Below are 19991 nucleotides of genomic sequence, written 5' to 3' on the forward strand. Positions count from 1 at the left end.
AATATAAGATACGGTAATTTTAGGAGGCTTGAATCATGACTAAAAAAATCTTGGGTATCGATTTAGGTGGTACCTCTGTAAAATTTGCAATCTTAACCATAAATGGAGAAATTCAACAAAAGTGGAGTATTGGAACCAATATTTTAGATAATGGTACTCATATTGTTCCCGATATAATCGAATCCATTCAACATCGCATGGCATTATATGGAATGACACCTGATGATTTTTTGGGTATCGGGATGGGATCACCTGGAGCTGTCCACAGGGGAAATGGAACCGTTTATGGTGCATATAACTTAAACTGGAAGCAAATAGTTGAAGTTAAAGAACCGATAGAAGAAGCAACTGGACTTCCTTTTTTCATCGACAATGATGCAAACGTGGCAGCGTTGGGAGAAAAATGGCAAGGCGCAGGTGCGGATGATGATAATGTGGTTTTCGTAACGCTTGGAACGGGTGTGGGTGGTGGTGTTATAGCCAATGGTCAGCTTGTTCATGGTGTTGCAGATTCTGGGGGAGAAATCGGGCACATTACAGTTGACCCTAAGCATGGATTTGATTGCACGTGTGGGAAAAAAGGCTGTCTTGAAACGATTGCTTCAGCATCAGGCGTTTTAAATTTAACCCGTAAATTCTCCGAAGAATATGCAGGAGCATCTGAGTTGAAACAAAGGGTGGATGATGGTGCGGAGATAACTTCCAAGGAAGTTTTTGATTTAGCTAAACAAGGTGATGATTTAGCTGAAATGGTTGTTGAAGAATTTGCTTATTATCTAGGCTTGGCTTGTAGTCACCTTGGGAACATCCTCAATCCCAAATTCATCGTTATCGGTGGGGGCGTCTCTAACGCAGGAGAGTTTCTGATCGAGAAGGTACGAAATAACTTTTCCGAATTTTCATTCCCGAATGTTCGAGAAACAACACATATTAAAATTGCAGAATTAGGCAATGATGCAGGTGTCATCGGGGCGAGTTATTTAGTGAAAACAGGTGTTATAAACTGAAAAATTAGAAAATCATAGATTAATATCTTAAATTTGTGTAGAATTAAGAGGTATTGTTTATGGAAGGATGGGAATAAGTCGTTATGAATGGTTTTGATATTTTTTCTATTATTTTATGGTCTGGTTTAATCATTTATGGAATCTTTTGGCTTTATCGCTTTATTGAAGGTAGAAGAGCTGCTAAAGTCTTGACTCCTGAAGAATTCCGTCAAGATATGCGCAAGGTTCAAATTGTTGACGTTAGGGAATCCCCAGAATTTGAAGCGGGTCATATCTTAGGAGCACGTAATATTGCTTTTTCGCAATTCAAAGAACGTTACCTTGAACTTCGTAAAGATCAACCTATTTATCTTTATGACCAACGTAATATTGTCTCGGGTCGTGCTGCAGCAATTTTGAAGAAAAAAGGCTACACAAATATCTATGCACTCAAGGGTGGATACGATAATTGGGATGGTAAAATCAAAAAAGGTAGATAATAAATAAAAAGCCACTGTCCTTCTTCTAAATAAGGACAATGGCTTTTATTTTTAATTGTGAAAAAACACGCAAGTGAATAGATGTAATATGCTATAATACTACTATCTGTTAGGCAAAAAGGAGTGTTTTGATGAAACTCGAAGAAGTAATGAAGATATTGCAAGAACAGATGAAAGTCGCTGTTTTTGCTACGGTTGATGAAGATGGTAAGCCGCATGCCCGCCATGCCCATATTGGAGTCGCCAATGAGCAAGGTGTCTTTTTCATGACTCATCCCAAAACGAATTTTTATGCACAATTATCACAAAATCCAAATATTGCTATAACGGCAATGTCTGAAGAAGGCTATTTAGTGCAAGTGATCCGGATTGAAGGGAAAGTCCGTAAGGTAGACAAAAGTATGCTGAAGGAACTATTGCAAGACAATCCTTATGTAAAACATGTCTATCCAGATGAATCTGAACGCCAAGGTGCGCAAGTATTCCAACTGTATCAGGGAGAGGGTTTTTACCACAGCTTAACCCAAGGGCACCGCTACGTTTTCAGTATTGATGCTGAGTAAAATAAAAACCAATTACCTTTAGCTAACAAGGTAATTGGTTTTTTTACATTTAGAATGACAGCGGGAGTTATAGATTGAAGAAAAGTGAATACAGAACTGAAATGAACATACTACCAACCATTGCTAATACCATTAGCCAAATGATAATCTTTGAAAATTTACGTGTCTTGGAAGTAGTCGTGTTTGTTTTTTTTGCCAAACGAATTCCCACCTTTATTTAATTTCATAATTAAGTCTACAGGATTCTATGAAAAAAGTAAACATTTCTCAATTTTTGTCATTTGATTTTAAACTTTACTTCCCATTTTAAGGCTTTTTTGATAGGATTATCCTTAGAGTAGAATGTGTTTATCGTGAAGGGAGTATTAAATATGTCTAAACAACAAATAGGTGTCGTAGGTATGGCCGTTATGGGTAAAAATCTTGCCTTAAATATTGAGAGTAGAGGGTACTCAGTATCCGTTTTTAACCGTACAGGATCCAAAACGGAAGCAGTCATTAAAGAGAATCCGGATAAAAATCTGGTACCTACTTATACGATTGAAGAATTCGTGGATTCATTAGAAAAACCAAGACGTATTTTGTTGATGGTAAAAGCTGGAGCCGCTACTGACAAAACGATTCAATCGTTATTGCCTCATTTAGATAAAGGAGACGTATTGATTGATGGTGGGAACACTTTCTACCAAGAAACAATTCGTCGTAATAAAGAATTGGAGAACTCTGGTGTAAACTTCATTGGAACGGGTGTATCGGGTGGAGAAGAAGGCGCATTGAAGGGACCTTCCATTATGCCGGGCGGACAAAAAGAAGCTTACGAATTGGTAGCCCCGATTTTAGAAAAAATAGCTGCTAAAGCTGAAGATGGTACGCCGTGTGTAGCATATATCGGTAATGACGGTGCTGGACATTATGTAAAAATGGTTCATAACGGCATTGAGTATGGCGATATGCAATTAATTGCAGAATCTTACGACTTAATGCGCAACTTCTTGAAAATGAGTGTAGAAGAAATTGCTGCAGTATTTAAAGAGTGGAGCGAAGGTGAACTAGACAGCTACCTAATTGATATTACAGCTGACATCTTGACAAAGTATGATCCAGAAACAGGGAAACCGATGGTCGATGTTATCCTTGACCGTGCTGGTAATAAAGGAACTGGTAAATGGACTTCACAAAGTGCGCTTGACTTGGGTGTTCCACTTCCTTTAATTACAGAATCTGTATTTGCCCGTTTCATTTCCGCATTGAAATCTGAGCGTGTAGCTGCAAGTCAGATTTTGCCTTCAGTAGAAGAGCAACCTGCAGTTGATAAAGCAGAATTTCTGGAGAGCATTCGTCAAGCTTTGTATTTCAGCAAAATCATGAGCTACGCACAAGGTTTTTCACAAATGCGTTTTGCAAGTGAGGAAAATGACTGGAATCTGCAATATGGCGAAATCGCTAAAATTTGGCGTGCAGGTTGTATTATTCGTGCCCGTTTCCTTCAAAATATTACAGATGCATATAATAAAAACCCTGAATTAAACAACTTGTTGCTAGATGAATATTTCACTGACATCACGAAAGAGTACAACAAATCTGTTCGTAAAGTTGTTGCAACGGCAGTTACAGCAGGTATTCCGGTACCGACTCTCTCATCTGCAATTGCTTATTTTGATTCTTATCGTGCAGAAACACTTCCTGCTAATATTATTCAAGCACAACGTGACTATTTCGGTGCCCACACATACGAACGTACTGATAAATCAGGCGCTTATCACTTCGAATGGGATCAAGAAATAGAAGTTCCACAAGACTAATCATTGCCCTCAAAACAGCGGATGGCATCAGCCGTCCGCTGTTTTTTTGAATGTTTATGATTCTGATACGAATTTCATTGGAAATGTGTTAGAATGAAAACAGAATTTAATTACAAACGTATAATATTTATTGAGATGAAAAGGGAGACTTCTATGGAGAAAAAAGAGAACCAACGTATTTTGATCATTGAAGACGAAAAGAATCTGGCCCGTTTTATTGAATTGGAATTAAAGCACGAAGGTTATGAAACCGAAATTTGCTACAATGGCCGTACAGGCTTGGAAGCTGCTTTAGATTCAGATTGGGATTTGATTCTTTTAGATTTAATGTTACCGGAATTAAACGGTATTGAAGTATGCCGCCGTCTACGACCGATTAAAAATGTTCCAATTATTATTATGACTGCGCGCGATTCAGTTATTGACCGTGTATCAGGTCTTGATCATGGGGCAGATGACTATATTGTCAAACCATTCGCAATCGAAGAGTTATTGGCTCGTATTCGGGCTTTGTTGCGTCGTATCGACATTGAAGAAGAACAACGTAAGGTAAAACAGACAACAGTCTCTTACCGCGATTTAGTTATCGAAAAAGAAAATCGTATTGTTAAGCGCGGTGAAGAGCAGATTGAGCTTACAAAGCGTGAATACGAGCTGTTGTTAATCTTGATGGAAAATATTAATGTCGTTTTATCCCGTCAAGTGCTCCTCAACAAAGTTTGGGGTTACAAATCTGAAGTTGAAACAAACGTTGTCGATGTCTATATCCGTTATTTACGTAATAAAATAGACGTTGCAGGAAAAGATAGCTACATCCAGACAGTTCGTGGTACAGGTTACGTAATGCGCTCTTCGAACTAGAATAAATAGGTGACTTATATGCCGAACAGAAGAAAAATTAGCCCCAAATCCATTCGCTGGAAATGGGGTTTTCGCTTAACAATTGCTTTTGCTTTAATTTTTTTATTGGTCCCTTCCATTCTTTTGAGTGGATTCAGAAGCCGCTTATATGAACAAGAAAAGCGTGATGCACAAGCTTTTGTTACTGAAATGTCCGATACGTTTGGGCAAATAGAAACACGTTTAACCCGTGATAATGTGGAAAGTTTAATTGAAAAAATCTCTGTCTCTACAAACTCACGTGGTGTAGTGAAGGTGGGGAATGTCCCTTATTTAGAAGAGTTGACAGATAAGGGTATTGTCATCCGGATATTTAATGGCGACGGGGATTTGCTGTATCAATCAAGACAGAATAATTCTGTCTTTAACAGAAATTCTGGTTATTATTTTGAAGAAACCAAATTCAACGGCCGTGAAGGGTTTGTTGGGGGGGACACTATTGTCAGTCCAACAAATTCAGTTTTAAGAGGATATGTGCAGGTTTTTTTCCGTTTGTATGATTTTCATGAATTGATGGCATCGGTTAATAAACTCGTTTTTCTGATTATTTTAATCGGAATTGTAGTGTCCATTATATTAGGATACGGTTTTGCACAATTGTTTTTCCGTCCCATTAAACAAATGGCGGATACAATGTACGAAATCACAGAAGACAATTTATCCGAAACAAGACTGAGTGTAAACAAATCTCGCCAAGAAGACGAATTGACCGATTTATCCATTCAAATAAACACCTTATTGGACAAAATGGGGAAATATGTCACCCAGCAAAAACAGTTCGTGGAAGATGTTTCGCATGAACTGCGGACACCGACTGCGATAGTGGAAGGGCATTTGAAGTTGCTTAATCGATGGGGCAAGGATGATCCGCAAGTATTGGATGAATCGCTGAAAGCTTCATTGAATGAAATTACGCGGATGAAAACTTTGGTACAGGAAATGCTTGATCTATCAAGGGCTGAACAAGTACAAGATCACTACCAAAATGAAACGACACAAGTCCGTGATGTGGTCACCCAAATTTTCCATAATTTTGAAATCCTTTATCCGGATTTTAATTTCTTTCTTGACGATGACCTGAGCGAAGAACGAACTGTAAAAATTTATCGAAATCATTTGGAGCAAATATTGGTAATTCTGTTGGATAATGCTGTTAAGTATTCAACGAATCGAAAAGAAATACATATTTCCATTTCAGAAACCTTAATGAAAATTCAAATCGCTATTCAAGATTTCGGTGAGGGAATGTCGCAAGAAGACCAACAGAAAGTTTTTAATCGGTTTTATCGTATCGATAAGGCGCGTTCGCGTGAAAAAGGCGGGCATGGTTTAGGATTGTCGATTGCGAAAGAACTTTTAGAGGGATATAAAGGGGATATTTCAGTGGAAAGTGCTTTAGGCCACGGTACTGTTTTTCGCATTCAACTTCCTTTTATCGAAACTTCTAAAAGAGAACGCAATACAATTGAACGGGAATATTAAAAAAAGCCATTTCTCTGATGAGAAATGGCTTTTTGTCAATAATTTTCTATTTGCGTTGCTGTTTTCCGGCGTTTCTACCTGTATTCTTTTTGCTATACTGTTGAGAAGCAGACAAAGTTTTAGCAGGTTTTACTGCTGGCTTTGCTACCGGTTTAGCTGTTTTAATTGGACGTTTAATGGGATTTTTTTCCATTTCAGCGGCAACTTCAGCTTTGATACGAGGTTTAATCAATTGATTTTGCAAGTAGGTTTGGGCAACTGCAAAGATACCACCTGCTAACCAGTAGAGAGCAAGACCTGCTGGAGATGACCATGAGAAGAATAAAATCATCAATGGACTCATGAACATCATGGATTTCATTTGTGCTTGTTGCTCTTCCGGCATACCTTGCATGGAAATACGGCTTTGGAAATAATAGGAAACACCGGCAAGAATAGCTAGCATAGGACTTGGATTTCCTAAATTAATACCCAAGAAAGTGCTCTCGGCAATTTGAGGTGTCAAATTAACCGCTTGGTACATCGCAGTAAAAACAGGCATTTGGATTAAGATTGGTAAACAACCTACACCACCGGTCATGCTGATGTTATTTTCCTTGTAGAGCATCATCATTTCTTGAGAGACTTCTGCTTTTTCCTCTTGTGTCGTTGCTTCTTTTTGACGGCGTTGGATGTCTTCCAATTCCGGCTTGATGTACTTCATTTTTTCTTGTTGTATCATGGACTTCTTCATTTGACTGAAGTTAAGTGGCATAATCAAGACACGAACGATGATTGTTATGGCGATAATAGCTAGGCCATAATTTCCACCCAACAATTCTGCAAGCCATACAATCGCATTTCCTGTAGGCACTACTAAGTAATCATAAATGAACCCAGTAGGATTTTTATTTTCATCGTATTGCATACAACCGGTTAACAGTGTAACCAATGCAAGCATTTGCGCTGAAAACAAGATTTTTTTGCTTATTTTCATATCAACATTCCTTTTTTTTAATTTCAATCGCTTTTAACTATAACTTACAGAAGGGTTAATTTCAATGCTCACCAAGAAAATTGAGGAAATCTCAATAGTTACTTAATAAATAACCTTAAATGAGGTGAAATCCGGCAAATCTAATTTTTCGTTAACAATCAGCGAATCTATGCTTGAAAAAGGGGGTTTTTCTTTTTCCAGTAGCTTAATAAAATGATCAATATTTTCTTGCGAGCCGGTTGCTTGAATAAATACTGAACCGTCCATTTCATTTTTTACGGTTCCGTACACATCGAGTCTATCTGCTAGTGCTTTAGTATTATATCGGAATCCTACACCTTGAACACGGCCTCGTACATTAATTGTCACCTTTTTCATGACCATAGCTCCTTTCAAAGCAAAAAATTTCCTTCGTGCTACCAAGTTTGATATATTTTCAGTGTACTCATTATTACTGTTGTCGTCAATTTTGTCTATTCGAAAGAGGGTTGCTTATGTATCAGGTATATATGATGAAAGGTGAATACGAACCATGGTGGTTTTTCCAGGATTGGAAATCTTTGGTCGTTTTTGAAGCGTCCTTTTTATCATTTGAAGAAGCACTAAAATTATATGAAGAAAAAAGTGCTGAATTGTCTGCTCGTTACCCGTTCAAAAAATCAAAACATAATTATCTAACAGCCTTTTGGTCGGAAGAGGATTCCGTTTATTGTGAATCTTGTGAAGACGATATCCAAATATATTATGGGTTATTATTGTTGGAAAATGAGAATGTGATTGAAACAGAAAACAGCAAGGCGACTATTTAGTCGCTTGCTGTTTTCTGTTTCCTTATAAGTAAGTCTAAATATTAGGTTATAATAGTGTTATAATATGAAGCAGCATAAGAGATTTTTATCAGAAAAGAGTGAATCGTGTGGCAAGACCTAAAACAACAAAGTCGAAAACAAATAGACGTAAGAAAAAAACGAATGGACTCTCCCATGAATTAATTGGTTTATTGTTCGTTTTTGCGGCGGTCCTGGGATTAAGTCACCTGGGGTTCATGGGGATATTATTTGCCAATTTCTTCCGCTTCTTTTTTGGGGAAATATATCAAATCCCACTTTCTTTATTTGGTATATATGGGTTGTACCTCTTAATAATGGGGAGAGAACCACGTTTGAAAAAGAATTTTGTTTATTCAGGCATAATATTATTACTGGCCTTTATGATTATCCTTCATGCCAGAACCTTTCAGCATGTCATGGATACGGAAGGTTCCATCTTTCAGGTCACCTTGATGCGGTTTTTGGCTGACATGCGTGCCGGTACAATTTCCGGCATTATGGGTGGTGGAATGGTTGGTGCAACATTCTATTCAGCAAGTCATTTCTTATTCGCGCAATGGGGAACTTATGCAGTGGCGGCCTTATTAATATTCTTGGGGCTGTGTATCTTATTTGGATTTACTATGAAGGATGTAATGGATCGGGTCAGGCTTGTGGCCACGACAGTTGGAGGCTTTTTACAACAAGTCACGCGACCGATCACAGCGATGTTTAAATCTGGCGTAAACACATTGAAAGAAAGTTTGGAAACAAGCGAAGAAGGAAAAGCGGTGATTGTCGAGAGTCATGCGAAACAAAGTTATCCAGAAGATGAGGCTCCTATTGAAACGGTAAAAAATGATTGGTTAAGCAAAGCTAAAAATAGAATTAAGAAACCGATGGAAGAAGAAGGGCAAACACAAACATCTGATATTGGGGATAAAGCGGAAAATGTTCAATTGACAATCGATAGTTATCAAAGTGATGATGATTTGGCTAAATACATGGAGAGTAAGAAAGTGCAGCCTAAACAAGGAAAGGCTGAACCAATCGCCGAAAATCCATCAGAAAATGAAGAAGATGATAATGAAGGAATACTGGACTTTGAAATTGAGGCTGAGGCGGAAAATCGGGATTATCATTTGCCACCGGTAACGTTGTTGAAGGATTTGCCTCCAGTAGACCAATCGAGTGAATATTCAATTATCGAGAAAAATGTCAAAAAGTTAGAGGATACATTTGCTAGTTTCGGGGTGGATGCCAAAGTTCGCAAAGCTAATTTGGGCCCAGCAGTCACAAAGTATGAGATTCAACCAGCCGTAGGGGTTAAAGTGAGTAAAATTGTAAATTTGGCAGATGACTTAGCGCTGGCTTTGGCAGCGAAAGATATCCGTATAGAAGCTCCTATTCCTGGTAAATCCTTTATTGGAATTGAGGTTCCAAACAGTGAGGTCAGTACAGTATCGTTTCGTAGTGTGATTGAACGGAACCATAACAATGATAAACTTTTGGAAGTTCCGCTTGGACGAGATATTTCGGGAGCCGTTCAATATGCTGATTTAACGAAAATGCCTCACTTGTTGATTGCTGGCGCTACAGGTAGTGGGAAGTCTGTCAGTATCAATGGTATTATTGTCAGCATTTTAATGAAAGCAAAACCGAATGAAGTCAAAATGATGATGATCGATCCCAAAAAAGTTGAACTGAACGTTTACAATGGCATCCCTCATTTACTGACACCGGTTGTTACGAATCCTAGAAAAGCGGCCCAAGCGCTGCACAAAGTAGTGGCTGAGATGGAGCGCCGGTATGAATTGTTTGCTGGTACAGGCATGAGAAATATAGATGGCTACAATGAATTGATTCTTGATTACAATGTTGAAAAAGGGGAGAACAATCCGACCTTGCCTTATATTGTGGTTATCGTAGATGAGTTAGCTGACTTGATGATGGTAGCGAGTAATGAGGTCGAGGACGCTATCACACGTTTGGCACAAATGGCAAGGGCAGCCGGCATTCATATGATTTTGGCAACCCAAAGACCGAGTGTGGATGTCATTACCGGTATCATCAAAGCCAACGTTCCGTCGCGGATAGCATTTGCTGTTTCAAGCTCCATTGATTCCCGTACTATATTAGACGGGGCTGGAGCCGAAAAACTGTTGGGCCGTGGTGATATGCTTTACCGTCCGATGGGTGAAAATAAGCCCAAACGCGTCCAAGGTGCTTATTTATCGGATTCGGAAGTAGAAAACATTGTTACTTTTGTGAAAGAGCAACAAGAACCAAACTATTCCGAAGAAATGATGAAATTAGATGCAGCCCCGGTCCAATCTGATGAACCGGAAGATGAGTTTTTCCAACCTGCTTTAGAATTCATTATTGAAGAAGATGCAGCCAGCATTTCTAAGTTACAACGTAAATTCCGAATTGGGTACAACCGGGCTGCACGCATTATCGATGATATGGAAGCGCGTGGTTATGTAGGACCAGCCGACGGTAGCAAACCAAGGAAGGTTAACATTACTTTGGAAATGTTGGGTGAAAGTTCGGAAATTGAAAGTGATTTTTAAAGGTAAGAGTTTACATTCCGAAGGTTACCGCTCCATAAATGAAATTTAGATGAAATTTGTTACTCATATATTTCCTTAATTTCAAAACTATGATATTGTTGACTTAAGCGAGACATGTACTTGCAAAAATCGAGTGAATTCACTCAAAATGGAGGGTTTACATTGAATAAGAAAAAATTGGTAAGCTTATTGACTTTGGGTTTAAGTGCAAGTGTCCTATTGGCTGCATGTGGCAGTGAAGGCGAAGAAGCATCATCAGGAGTAGATGAAGGTGCTAGCTCGGTTGAATCAACAGATGGTGCATCATCAAACGACGATTTTTCAGTTGCGATGGTAACTGACATGGGTGGCGTGGATGACAAATCCTTCAACCAAAGTGCATGGGAAGGTTTAACTGCTTGGGGTGAAGAAAACGGTAAAGAAAAAGGCGTTGACGGATATGAATATATTCAATCTGAAAACGAATCAGACTTTATCACAAACATCACTACTGGCGTTAACAACGGTTTTGACGTTATTTTCGGTGTAGGCTATCTTTTGAAAGATGCCGTGCAAGAATCAGCAAATAATTACCCAGATACATACTTCGCGATTATTGACGATGTAATCGAGGGAGAAAATACAACGTCTGTAACATTTGCAGACAACGAAGCAGCATTCTTGGCGGGTGTCGCAGCTGCTAAATCAACTAAGACAAACCATGTAGGATTTGTCGGCGGTATGGAAGGCGTTGTTATCGACCGTTTCCACGCTGGGTTCCTTGCAGGGGTTGAATACGTAAATCCAGAAATTGAAGTAACTGTTCAATATGTTGGTAGCTTTGCAGATGCTGCTCAAGCTAAATCAATTGCAAACGGTATGTACTCAAATGGCGCAGACATCATTTACCAAGCAGCTGGAAACGCAGGTAACGGGGTTTTTGCTGAAGCACGTGATATCGTAACTGCAGATCCAAGCCGTGAAATTTATGTTATCGGTGTTGACCGCGACCAACAAGAAGAAGGTAAAGTTCAAGTTGATGGTGAAGAACGTGAATTGACTTTGACTTCTACTGTTAAAGGTGTAGGTGTTGCTGCTCATGAAATCGCAACATTGGCTATGAACGGTGAATTCCCAGCGAACCAAACAAAAGTATTGGGTCTAGCTGAAGCAGGTGTTAGCTTGACTGACGGTGTGTTGTCTGAAGAAGCTTTAACAGCAGTCCGTGAAGCAGAACAAAAAGTTATCAACGGAGAAATTGAAGTACCTGAAAAACCTGAATAATTGTTTTCAGGCAAACATACGAACGTTAGAGGGTTTGGGCAAAGTCTCAACCCTCTTTTTCTAATGTTCTGGTAAAAATTATCATTAATTTCTTAGGAGGTTCTGTATGGTTTGCGATAAAGAGTTACAGTATAATAAAGTAACTGTAATTAATTAAGTTACTTAAAAAGGAGGAAGACGCATGGTTGAGGAAAACTACGTGATCGAAATGATCAATGTTACGAAAGCTTTTGGAAATTTCAAAGCCAACGACAACATCAATCTCAAAGTCAAAAAAGGTGAAATCCATGCTCTCTTGGGTGAAAATGGAGCAGGAAAATCCACGTTGATGAATATCCTCTCCGGCTTATTGCAACCGACAAGTGGGATTATCAAAGTGAATGGCAAAGAAGAAAAAATTTCTTCACCATCTGTGGCCGATAAAATCGGAATCGGAATGGTCCATCAACATTTTATGTTAGTCAAAGACTTCACAGTCACAGAGAACATTATTCTTGGCAAGGAAACAACACGATTTGGTATTTTGAATAAAAAAGAAGCTGCACACACGATAAAGGAATTATCTGAAAAATATCATTTATATGTTGATCCAACCGCCAAAGTGGCAGACATTTCTGTGGGAATGGAGCAACGGATAGAAATTTTAAAAACACTCTACCGCGGGGCAGACATTCTTATTTTTGATGAACCAACAGCGGTGTTAACACCACAGGAAATTGAGGAATTAATGTCTATCATGAGAGGTTTAGCTGCCGAAGGTAAATCAATCATCTTAATCACTCACAAGTTAGATGAAATTAAACAAGTTGCTGACCGCGTTACGGTTATCCGTAAAGGTAAGAGTATCGACACTGTAGATGTTGCAAATACGTCCAAACAGGAAATGGCAGATATGATGGTAGGACGCTCTGTTATCTTTAAAACAGACAAAACTGCACCAAATCCACAAGAAACAGTCTTGGAAGTAACCAATCTAACCGTTAAAGAAAGTCGCGGTTTGGAAGCAGTTCGTGGCCTAAACCTAACTGTTAGAGCAGGAGAGGTTGTTGGGATTGCAGGGATTGATGGAAATGGCCAATCAGAATTAATTCAAGCTATTACAGGCCTAAGTAAGGTTGAAAGTGGAACAATTAAATTAAACGGCAAAGAAATTACGAATTTGCAGCCAAGGAAGATTACAGAAACCGGCGTCGGTCACATACCAGAAGACCGCCAACGTCATGGTTTAATCTTGCCGATGACGCTCTCAGAAAACATTGCACTACAAAGTTACTATCATGAACCATTTAGCCATAATTATTTCTTGAATGAGAACGAAATGGATGCTTATGCCATTCGTTTAATCCAGGAGTTTGACGTTCGTACTCAGAGCGAGAAATCTACTGCTGGTTCTTTATCTGGTGGTAACCAACAAAAAGCGATTATTGCTCGCGAAATTGATCGTGATCCGAGTTTGTTGATTGCAGCACAGCCGACCCGTGGATTGGACGTAGGTGCCATTGAATTTATTCATAAGCGTTTGGTTAACCACCGTGATGAAGGCAATGCTGTAATTTTGATGAGTTTTGAATTGGATGAAATATTAAATGTTTCCGACCGTATTGTGGTAATGTACGAAGGGAATATCGTAGCAGAAGTTACTCCATCCGAAACAAGTGAACAAGAGCTAGGTTTGTTAATGACGGGTAGTTCTCTTGAGAAAGCACGGGAAGAATTGGGACATAAACAACCGGAAGGGGGAATCGGACATGAGTAATTTATACACGAATAAAAGATTCCAGACTTTAGCAATTCCATTGCTTTCTGTTGTACTGGGAGTCATCGTGGGAGCTATTTTAATGTTAGCATTTGGGTATGATCCAGTCGCTGGATATGTCGCTATGTTCCGTGGAGCAGTGTCCAACCCGTTCTATATTGGTCAAACACTTCGAATGGCAGCGCCTCTGATTGTAATTGGTTTGGGTTTTGCTGTCGCAAATACGGCTGGATTCTTTAATATTGGGCTTTCAGGGCAGGTACTGATGGGGTGGTTTGCATCTATCTTGGTTGCACAAACATTCCCCGGGTTACCCAAGCTAATTCTATTGCCACTTGCAGTTATTGCCGGAATGATTGCCGGAGCAATTTGGGCTGGTATTGCTGGATTCTTGCGTGCTTACTTTGACACGAGTGAAGTCATTGTAACAATTATGTTGAATCATACTTCTTATCACATTGTGAATCACATCATTCGTACTTACATGGTAGAAGTCGGAGATTCAACTGAAAGAATTGTGGAAAATGCAAGTATGCGTATTCCGTTTTTAACAAGTATTACTAATAATTCGACCCTTCATATGGGTATTTTCATTGCAATCGTTATGGTGTTTATCGTATCGGTATTCATTAATAGAACGACATTCGGATTTGAATTACGTTCGGTCGGTTTGAATGCAGATGCGGCGGAATACTCAGGTATGAATGCAAAGAAAAATATTGTAATGGCGATGTTGATGAGTGGAGCTTTAGCTGGTTTAGGTGGAACAATGGAAGGTCTTGGAAATTTCCAAAACATCTTTGTTCAAGGTGGTATTCCCCAAATTGGTTTCGACGGAATGGGAGTAGCGTTATTGGGTTCGAGTAATCCAATTGGTATTCTTTTCTCTGCTTTACTATTTAGTGTCATGAAGACTGGTGGAACAACAATGCCATTGGCTGCGGGAACACCAAACGAAATCGTTGATATTGTTATTGCCTTGATCATTTTCTTTGTTGGGGCAAATTACATAATCCGCTTATTGCTTTCCAAACTTCAAAAGACTGAAAAGAAAGAGGTGGCGTAGATGGATATCATTGGCATTTTAACACTTGTCGTTTCGAACACATTAGTATATTCTGCACCACTTATTTTTGCCGGTCTAGGTGGAACCTTCTCTGAACGTAGTGGGATCGTTAACGTTGGTATTGAAGGGATTATGGTAATGGGAGCTTTTTCATCCATTGTCTTTAACCTCTCATATGCGGGTACTTTTGGTACTGCTACACCTTGGATAGGCTTATTGGTCGGTGGGATCGTAGGAGTTCTGTTTTCTTTGATCCATGCTTTGGCAACCGTTAATTTACGCGCTGACCACATCATTTCAGGTACGGTTCTTAATCTACTTGCTCCTGCTTTGGCACTTTTCTTGACGAAAGTTCTCTATGATGGTCGTGGCCAAACTGACTTTATCGTACGTAACTTTGGAAAAACAAGTTTCCCAATTTTGAAAGATATTCCAGTCATCGGACGTATCTTCTTTACTAACACGTTGAGTGTTGCATATTTGGGTATATTTGTAGCTTTTATTAGCTACTTCGTTATTTTCCGTACATCGTTTGGTTTGCGTTTACGCTCTGTTGGTGAGCATCCACAAGCTGCAGATACATTGGGAATCAATGTATACATGATGCGTTATGCGGGTGTCATGATTTCTGGTCTGATGGGTGGTATCGGTGGTGCGGTTGTTGCACAATCAATCTCTTTAAACTTCTCACATGCAACGATTGCTGGACAAGGATTTATAGCAATGGCAGCGATGATTTTTGGTAAATGGAATCCAATTGGTGTTATGGGTGCCGCTCTATTCTTTGGGTTCTCTCAAAGTTTGAGTGTTATCGGGAACTACATTCCAGTCATCAAAGACATTCCGAACGTTTTCTTGTTCGTATTGCCTTATGTGTTAACGATTGTTGTGTTAGTTGGCTTTATTGGAAAATCAAAAGGCCCGGCAGCAAACGGGACAACATATATCAAAACAAAATAAGTCTGAATAACGAAAAAATGTCCCGGAAACGGGGCGTTTTTTCGTTATTCAGGATTTTTCAAGTTTGTAAAAGCACTTAAATTAGAGTATAGTTTTCTTATATTGTGTAAATCGAGGAAGTGAAGTGAACATATGGACTTACAATTAGCAAAAGGTGTAGGAGCCTATATCCAATCTACAAACAAATTTAAAACAATATTAATTGAATACAAATTCAGGGCTAACTATAACCCAGCAACAGCAACGGCCCGCACGCTCTTAAAAAATGTACTGGTTACAAATTCAAAGAAATACCCATCACAAAAAGCGCTGGATAATCAGATGTCGTGGTTATATGGGGCTTCATTAAGCTCTTCTTCGCAACGTTATGGCACCCAGCATGTTCTTTCATTCCGACTTAAAATTGTTAATGATCGTTATATTGGTGGAGATGAAACTTTACTGGAAGAAGGCGTTGCTTTTTTACAAGAAATTATTTTCAACCCAAATGTTGAAAACGCTACTTTTCATGAACCGACCTTTAACCGAGAAAAAATTAATTTAGCACATTATTTCAACTCACTGGAAGATGACAAAGGCAAGTTTGCTAATATCAAACTAAATGAAACGTTATTTGAAGGTACTGACCAAGCCTACCTTGGGATGGGTTCAGAAGAATTCTTGGAAATGAATACAAGCGAGTCCATTTACCAAACTTACCAAAATATGTTGAAAAATGATTCAGTTGATATTTATGTGTCCGGTGATGTCGATAACGAAAGAATTGTCAAAGCAATTAACAATCAAACGCTAACCGACCGGGATCCCTTGCCGATTGGACCATTCTTCGATTTAGACCTGCGTCCGGAAATTGCTAAAGTAGAACATTATTCTGATGTCACTCAAGGAAAACTGCTTTTTGGTTTCAAGTCGCCCGCTCACTATGGTAATGCTGAATATTACGCAGGCATGGTATTTAACGGCCTTTTCGGTGGTTTCCCACATTCTAAGCTATTCCAAAATGTGAGAGAAAAAGAAAGTTTGGCTTATTCTGCTTCAAGTTATTTGGACTATATTCGAGGTACAATGGTCGTTTCAACAGGTATCGCTTTTGAGAAAAAAGACCAGGTAGAAAAAATTGTATTGGCACAGCTTGAAGATATGCAAGCTGGTGATTTTTCTGATGATTTGATAAACCAGACTAAAAATATGCTTATCAATCAATACAAACAAAACGACGACAGTCAAGCGGCAGCATTAAGCAAAATATACTCCAACCAACTTCTCACTGGAAAAAACATTTCTGATGATGAATGGTTACAAGCGGTAAATGAGGTAACGCATGAAGACATTGTTAATATTGCAAAACAAATGAAATTACAAGCCATATTCTTTTTGAAAGGGGAGGAACAGGAAAATGTATAAAGTTAAATATCCTCTTTTAGATGAAACTGTTTATCAAGAAAAACTAGCGAATGGGTTACAAGTCATCCTTATTCCAAAATCCGGATTTGCCAAAACTTACGGCATCATGACGACGAATTTTGGTTCCATTGATAATCACTTTGTACCCTTGCAATCCGATTCAGAATTGTTAGTGCCAGATGGCGTTGCTCATTTTCTGGAACACAAGCTTTTTGAAGGCGATGATCATGATGCATTTGATGATTTCGCTAAATTAGGTTCATCCGCCAATGCATTCACATCATTCACACGGACAAGTTATTTATTTTCGGCCACAAGCATGGTAAAAGAAAATGTGGAAACTTTATTGGATTTTGTTCAGGATCCCCATTTTACTGTAGAAGGAACAGAAAAAGAAAAGGGGATTATTGCACAAGAAATCCAGATGTACGAAGACAATCCGGACTGGCGTTTGTTTTATGGACTATTAAAAAATATGTATCCCAAACATCCTCTTTCTATTGATATTGCTGGAACAACGGATAGTATCCAGGCTATTACACCTGAGATTTTACAATCTTGTTATGATACTTTCTACCATCCGTCAAATATGAATCTTGTTATTATTGGTAATTTCCCGGTTGAGGAAACGATGGCGGTTATTAAATCCAATCAAGACATGAAAAAGTTTCCGGATGAAGAACATATTATCCGCTTTATGCCCTCTGAGACAGTCGCTGATATTAAGCCGCATGGCGAAATGGAAATGGATGTTAAACGACCAAAAGTGATATTGGGTGTCAAGGGATTGAATAATCAAGTCAGCGGGAATGAAGCAGATAACTATTATTTGAAAGGTTCCTTATTAATGGAATTACTTTTTGGTAGAGGATCTGACAATTTTAATCTTCTTTATGATGAAGGTATTCTGGATGATAGTTTTGGCTATAATTTTAATATTGATCGTAGTTTCAATTTTATGGCTATGGAAGTTGACACAAATGAACCAGAAAAAGTTTTAAAAGCCTGGAAAGACATTTTGTTGAACTGGAAAAAAGATTCTGGTTTTAACGTTGAAAATTTTGAACTATTAAAACGTGCTTTCATAGGCGAACAGTTACAGGCATTTAATTCATTGGAGTATATTTCGAACCAGTATGGCTATTTATATTTCAATGGAATCGAGATGTTCAACCGTATCGAACGTCTTGAAGCTCTAACTTTAGCTGATTTATCCAATTTTGCTGAACATTATATTAAAGACCAAGTTATGAGTACCTTTATCATTAAGCCGAAGAAAGGGAAATAAGCATGAAGATTGCACTAGTTACTGGAGCCTCTGGCGATATTGGCTTCAGTATATGTCAGTCATTGGCAGCAGATGGTTGGTCTTTGTACTTACATTATCACTCCAATAAACAAAAAGTTATCCAGTTATTAAAAGAATTGGAGCAATCTTTTCCAAAGCAAGAGTTTTTTCTTGTTCAAGCAGATTTGAGTGACGCTACTGCTGTGTCAGCATTAAAGAATCAATTGTTTTCCTTGAATGCACTTGTTTTTGCACATGGCACAACAGAATTTGGCTTACTGCGTGACTTGACGCCGGAAAGCATGGATTATTTGTGGAACATGCATGTTAAGGTTCCTATTTTAATTGCGCAAGCGGTCCAAGAAAAAATTCATAGAACTGAAAACGGGCGGATTGTCTTTATAAGTTCCATCTATGGGGAAATGGGTAGCAGCAATGAGGTTTTTTATAGCACAGTGAAAGGCGCCCAAATTGCTTTTGTTAAAGCGTACAGCAAAGAAGTTGCGAGCTGGGGGCTTACAGTAAATGCAGTAAGCGCCGGTGCCATTAATACCCAGATGAATAGTCACTATTCTGGGGATGAGCTTTTAGACTTGAAGAGTGAAATTCCTATGGGGCGGCTTGGAGAAGCATCGGAAATAAGTTTTTGGGTGCAACAGTTACTCAAACCAGAGAGTGCTTATATGACTGGTCAAACCCTTACGGTTAGTGGTGGCTGGCTAAAATAGCAAGATATTTTTCCCTGAAAGTAATTATGATATAATTACTTCAAAGTGAGAATAGGTGGTGTCGGGAATGGATGAACCAACTCATGTCGGAAATCGCTTGAAGCAAGCACGGAAAAAAAAGGGTTATACTTTAGACGATATGCAACAGCTGACTAAGATCCAAAAACGCTATTTAATTGCTATTGAAGAAAACAGATTGGAAGATCTTCCAGGTGAATTCTTTGTCAGCAATTTTATTCGCCAATATGCTGATGTTGTAGGTATAACTTTGAATGACGAAATAGGCAGGGGATATTCCTATCAGGATTTGCAGGAACCAAAAGAAAGGTCCCTTCCTACGCGTTCGGAACTGAAACGCTCTTCACGCGAAAAAAAATTCATTTATAGTAATGATGCCAAAAATAGTTTGCCAACCTTTTTATTAGTACTGATGTTCTTATTTATTTTAGGTTCTATTTGGTTTTATACCTTTTATATGAAAGGGAATGGGGCTGATTCTAATGATGTGCCTTCATCCCAATCTCAGCAAGTGGCTCAATCTTCTGCTGAAAGTTCAGAAAGCGTTGAGAGTAGCGAAGAAGTGGAAGTTCCTCAAGCGGGAACGGTTATTACAGCATCCACCGAAGAAGCAGATTCACCGACCTATATAATAACAGGATTGGACTTACCAAATACGCTCGCAATCGAAGTTAATAACACTGGAAGCTCTTGGGTATCTGTCACTACTGATGGAAATAATTCTATTTTCGAAGGAACAATTCCTGGTGGAACGACTCAAACGGAAGAATTAGCAGAGGGAGTAAATCAAATTATTATCCGAGTAGGTTACTTACCTTCTACTACGATTAAATTCGGAGATACTTCTGTTACGTTGCCGGATGATTACCAAACAAATCAAACACAAACACTCATTTTTAATCTTGAGTAGTTAAGTA

19 protein-coding genes are annotated in these 19991 nt (G+C 38.8%); 16 read left to right on the forward strand and 3 right to left on the reverse strand.

Features of this window, described 5'->3' with window-relative positions; translation table 11 throughout:
- Positions 1 to 35: 35 nt before the first annotated feature.
- From ACTU7M_RS03330 to ACTU7M_RS03340, 3 genes are all read left to right on the forward strand, one after another.
- Positions 36 to 1007, forward strand: a complete 972-nt coding sequence (locus ACTU7M_RS03330) for an ROK family glucokinase (protein ID WP_443472954.1) — start codon at positions 36 to 38, stop codon at positions 1005 to 1007.
- A gap of 83 nt (positions 1008 to 1090) precedes the next feature.
- On the forward strand, positions 1091 to 1486 hold the full coding sequence (locus tag ACTU7M_RS03335; RefSeq protein ID WP_443472955.1) for a rhodanese-like domain-containing protein: 396 nt from the start codon (positions 1091 to 1093) through the stop codon (positions 1484 to 1486).
- A 131-nt stretch (positions 1487 to 1617) separates the two neighbouring features.
- Entirely contained in the window at positions 1618 to 2049 is a 432-nt protein-coding gene (locus tag ACTU7M_RS03340; RefSeq protein ID WP_443472956.1) for a pyridoxamine 5'-phosphate oxidase family protein, read from the forward strand.
- Positions 2050 to 2116: 67 nt separating this feature from the next.
- Here ACTU7M_RS03340 and ACTU7M_RS03345 read toward each other — a convergent pair whose 3' ends face one another.
- Positions 2117 to 2248, reverse strand: coding sequence for a DUF4044 domain-containing protein (locus ACTU7M_RS03345; RefSeq protein ID WP_443472957.1), 132 nt, complete (start codon positions 2246 to 2248; stop codon positions 2117 to 2119).
- 172 nt (positions 2249 to 2420) lie between these two features.
- Here ACTU7M_RS03345 and gndA point away from each other — a divergent pair, with 172 nt between their 5' ends.
- The 3 genes from gndA (at position 2421) to ACTU7M_RS03360 (ending at position 6233) form a co-directional block, all read left to right on the forward strand.
- Positions 2421 to 3851, forward strand: coding sequence for an NADP-dependent phosphogluconate dehydrogenase (gndA, locus tag ACTU7M_RS03350; protein WP_443472958.1), 1431 nt, complete (start codon positions 2421 to 2423; stop codon positions 3849 to 3851).
- Positions 3852 to 4004: 153 nt separating this feature from the next.
- Entirely contained in the window at positions 4005 to 4712 is a 708-nt protein-coding gene (locus ACTU7M_RS03355) for a response regulator transcription factor (protein ID WP_443472959.1), read from the forward strand.
- 18 nt (positions 4713 to 4730) lie between these two features.
- On the forward strand, positions 4731 to 6233 hold the full coding sequence (locus tag ACTU7M_RS03360) for a HAMP domain-containing sensor histidine kinase (RefSeq protein ID WP_443472960.1): 1503 nt from the start codon (positions 4731 to 4733) through the stop codon (positions 6231 to 6233).
- A gap of 46 nt (positions 6234 to 6279) precedes the next feature.
- Here the strand turns inward: ACTU7M_RS03360 and yidC are convergent, their stop codons facing one another.
- Positions 6280 to 7209 (reverse strand): membrane protein insertase YidC, encoded by a 930-nt coding sequence (gene yidC / locus ACTU7M_RS03365; RefSeq protein WP_443472961.1) that lies wholly within the window; start codon positions 7207 to 7209, stop codon positions 6280 to 6282.
- A 102-nt stretch (positions 7210 to 7311) separates the two neighbouring features.
- Complete coding sequence (locus tag ACTU7M_RS03370; RefSeq protein ID WP_443472962.1) at positions 7312 to 7587, reverse strand: acylphosphatase; 276 nt, start codon at positions 7585 to 7587, stop codon at positions 7312 to 7314.
- Between the two features lie 116 nt (positions 7588 to 7703).
- On the opposite strand from ACTU7M_RS03370, the gene ACTU7M_RS03375 reads away from it, so the two are divergent.
- The 10 genes from ACTU7M_RS03375 to ACTU7M_RS03420 all read left to right on the forward strand — a co-directional run bounded on the left by ACTU7M_RS03375 (position 7704) and on the right by ACTU7M_RS03420 (position 19984).
- Positions 7704 to 8018 (forward strand): DUF1033 family protein, encoded by a 315-nt coding sequence (locus tag ACTU7M_RS03375; protein ID WP_443472963.1) that lies wholly within the window; start codon positions 7704 to 7706, stop codon positions 8016 to 8018.
- A 107-nt stretch (positions 8019 to 8125) separates the two neighbouring features.
- Positions 8126 to 10591: a DNA translocase FtsK gene (locus ACTU7M_RS03380; RefSeq protein WP_443472964.1), complete on the forward strand. Its 2466-nt coding sequence runs from the start codon at positions 8126 to 8128 to the stop codon at positions 10589 to 10591.
- Between the two features lie 162 nt (positions 10592 to 10753).
- A complete protein-coding gene (locus ACTU7M_RS03385; RefSeq protein ID WP_443472965.1) occupies positions 10754 to 11854 on the forward strand; it encodes a BMP family lipoprotein in 1101 nt (366 codons plus the stop codon).
- 181 nt (positions 11855 to 12035) lie between these two features.
- Positions 12036 to 13610 (forward strand): ABC transporter ATP-binding protein, encoded by a 1575-nt coding sequence (locus tag ACTU7M_RS03390; protein ID WP_443472966.1) that lies wholly within the window; start codon positions 12036 to 12038, stop codon positions 13608 to 13610.
- Positions 13603 to 14676, forward strand: coding sequence for an ABC transporter permease (locus ACTU7M_RS03395; RefSeq protein WP_443472967.1), 1074 nt, complete (start codon positions 13603 to 13605; stop codon positions 14674 to 14676). The genes ACTU7M_RS03390 and ACTU7M_RS03395 overlap by 8 nt, the downstream gene beginning before the upstream one ends.
- Positions 14677 to 15636: an ABC transporter permease gene (locus tag ACTU7M_RS03400; RefSeq protein WP_443472968.1), complete on the forward strand. Its 960-nt coding sequence runs from the start codon at positions 14677 to 14679 to the stop codon at positions 15634 to 15636.
- Positions 15637 to 15768: 132 nt separating this feature from the next.
- On the forward strand, positions 15769 to 17040 hold the full coding sequence (yfmF, locus tag ACTU7M_RS03405) for an EF-P 5-aminopentanol modification-associated protein YfmF (RefSeq protein ID WP_443472969.1): 1272 nt from the start codon (positions 15769 to 15771) through the stop codon (positions 17038 to 17040).
- The gene (yfmH, locus tag ACTU7M_RS03410) at positions 17033 to 18328 is read left to right on the forward strand and encodes an EF-P 5-aminopentanol modification-associated protein YfmH (RefSeq protein WP_443472970.1); all 1296 of its coding nucleotides are present in this window, start codon (positions 17033 to 17035) and stop codon (positions 18326 to 18328) included. Before yfmF ends, yfmH begins: the two co-directional genes overlap by 8 nt.
- Positions 18329 to 18330: 2 nt before the next feature.
- Positions 18331 to 19056 (forward strand): elongation factor P 5-aminopentanone reductase, encoded by a 726-nt coding sequence (gene ymfI / locus ACTU7M_RS03415; RefSeq protein WP_443472971.1) that lies wholly within the window; start codon positions 18331 to 18333, stop codon positions 19054 to 19056.
- A 67-nt stretch (positions 19057 to 19123) separates the two neighbouring features.
- On the forward strand, positions 19124 to 19984 hold the full coding sequence (locus tag ACTU7M_RS03420; RefSeq protein WP_443472972.1) for a RodZ domain-containing protein: 861 nt from the start codon (positions 19124 to 19126) through the stop codon (positions 19982 to 19984).
- Positions 19985 to 19991 lie beyond the last annotated feature (7 nt).

Origin of the sequence: Jeotgalibaca sp. A122, assembly GCF_052266715.1 — a bacterium.
Lineage (GTDB): Bacteria > Bacillota > Bacilli > Lactobacillales > Aerococcaceae > Jeotgalibaca.

What these genes read in the sequence shown, in the direction of transcription:
- ACTU7M_RS03330 (WP_443472954.1), top strand. Translation starts at nt 36, where the DNA reads ATGACTAAAAAAATCTTGGGTATCGATTTAGGTGGTACCTCTGTAAAA.
- ACTU7M_RS03335 (WP_443472955.1), top strand. Translation starts at nt 1,091, where the DNA reads ATGAATGGTTTTGATATTTTTTCTATTATTTTATGGTCTGGTTTAATC.
- ACTU7M_RS03340 (WP_443472956.1), top strand. Translation starts at nt 1,618, where the DNA reads ATGAAACTCGAAGAAGTAATGAAGATATTGCAAGAACAGATGAAAGTC.
- gndA (WP_443472958.1), top strand. Translation starts at nt 2,421, where the DNA reads ATGTCTAAACAACAAATAGGTGTCGTAGGTATGGCCGTTATGGGTAAA.
- ACTU7M_RS03355 (WP_443472959.1), top strand. Translation starts at nt 4,005, where the DNA reads ATGGAGAAAAAAGAGAACCAACGTATTTTGATCATTGAAGACGAAAAG.
- ACTU7M_RS03360 (WP_443472960.1), top strand. Translation starts at nt 4,731, where the DNA reads ATGCCGAACAGAAGAAAAATTAGCCCCAAATCCATTCGCTGGAAATGG.
- yidC (WP_443472961.1), bottom strand. Translation starts at nt 7,209, where the DNA reads ATGAAAATAAGCAAAAAAATCTTGTTTTCAGCGCAAATGCTTGCATTG.
- ACTU7M_RS03370 (WP_443472962.1), bottom strand. Translation starts at nt 7,587, where the DNA reads ATGAAAAAGGTGACAATTAATGTACGAGGCCGTGTTCAAGGTGTAGGA.
- ACTU7M_RS03375 (WP_443472963.1), top strand. Translation starts at nt 7,704, where the DNA reads ATGTATCAGGTATATATGATGAAAGGTGAATACGAACCATGGTGGTTT.
- ACTU7M_RS03390 (WP_443472966.1), top strand. Translation starts at nt 12,036, where the DNA reads ATGGTTGAGGAAAACTACGTGATCGAAATGATCAATGTTACGAAAGCT.
- ACTU7M_RS03395 (WP_443472967.1), top strand. Translation starts at nt 13,603, where the DNA reads ATGAGTAATTTATACACGAATAAAAGATTCCAGACTTTAGCAATTCCA.
- ACTU7M_RS03400 (WP_443472968.1), top strand. Translation starts at nt 14,677, where the DNA reads ATGGATATCATTGGCATTTTAACACTTGTCGTTTCGAACACATTAGTA.
- yfmF (WP_443472969.1), top strand. Translation starts at nt 15,769, where the DNA reads ATGGACTTACAATTAGCAAAAGGTGTAGGAGCCTATATCCAATCTACA.
- yfmH (WP_443472970.1), top strand. Translation starts at nt 17,033, where the DNA reads ATGTATAAAGTTAAATATCCTCTTTTAGATGAAACTGTTTATCAAGAA.
- ymfI (WP_443472971.1), top strand. Translation starts at nt 18,331, where the DNA reads ATGAAGATTGCACTAGTTACTGGAGCCTCTGGCGATATTGGCTTCAGT.
- ACTU7M_RS03420 (WP_443472972.1), top strand. Translation starts at nt 19,124, where the DNA reads ATGGATGAACCAACTCATGTCGGAAATCGCTTGAAGCAAGCACGGAAA.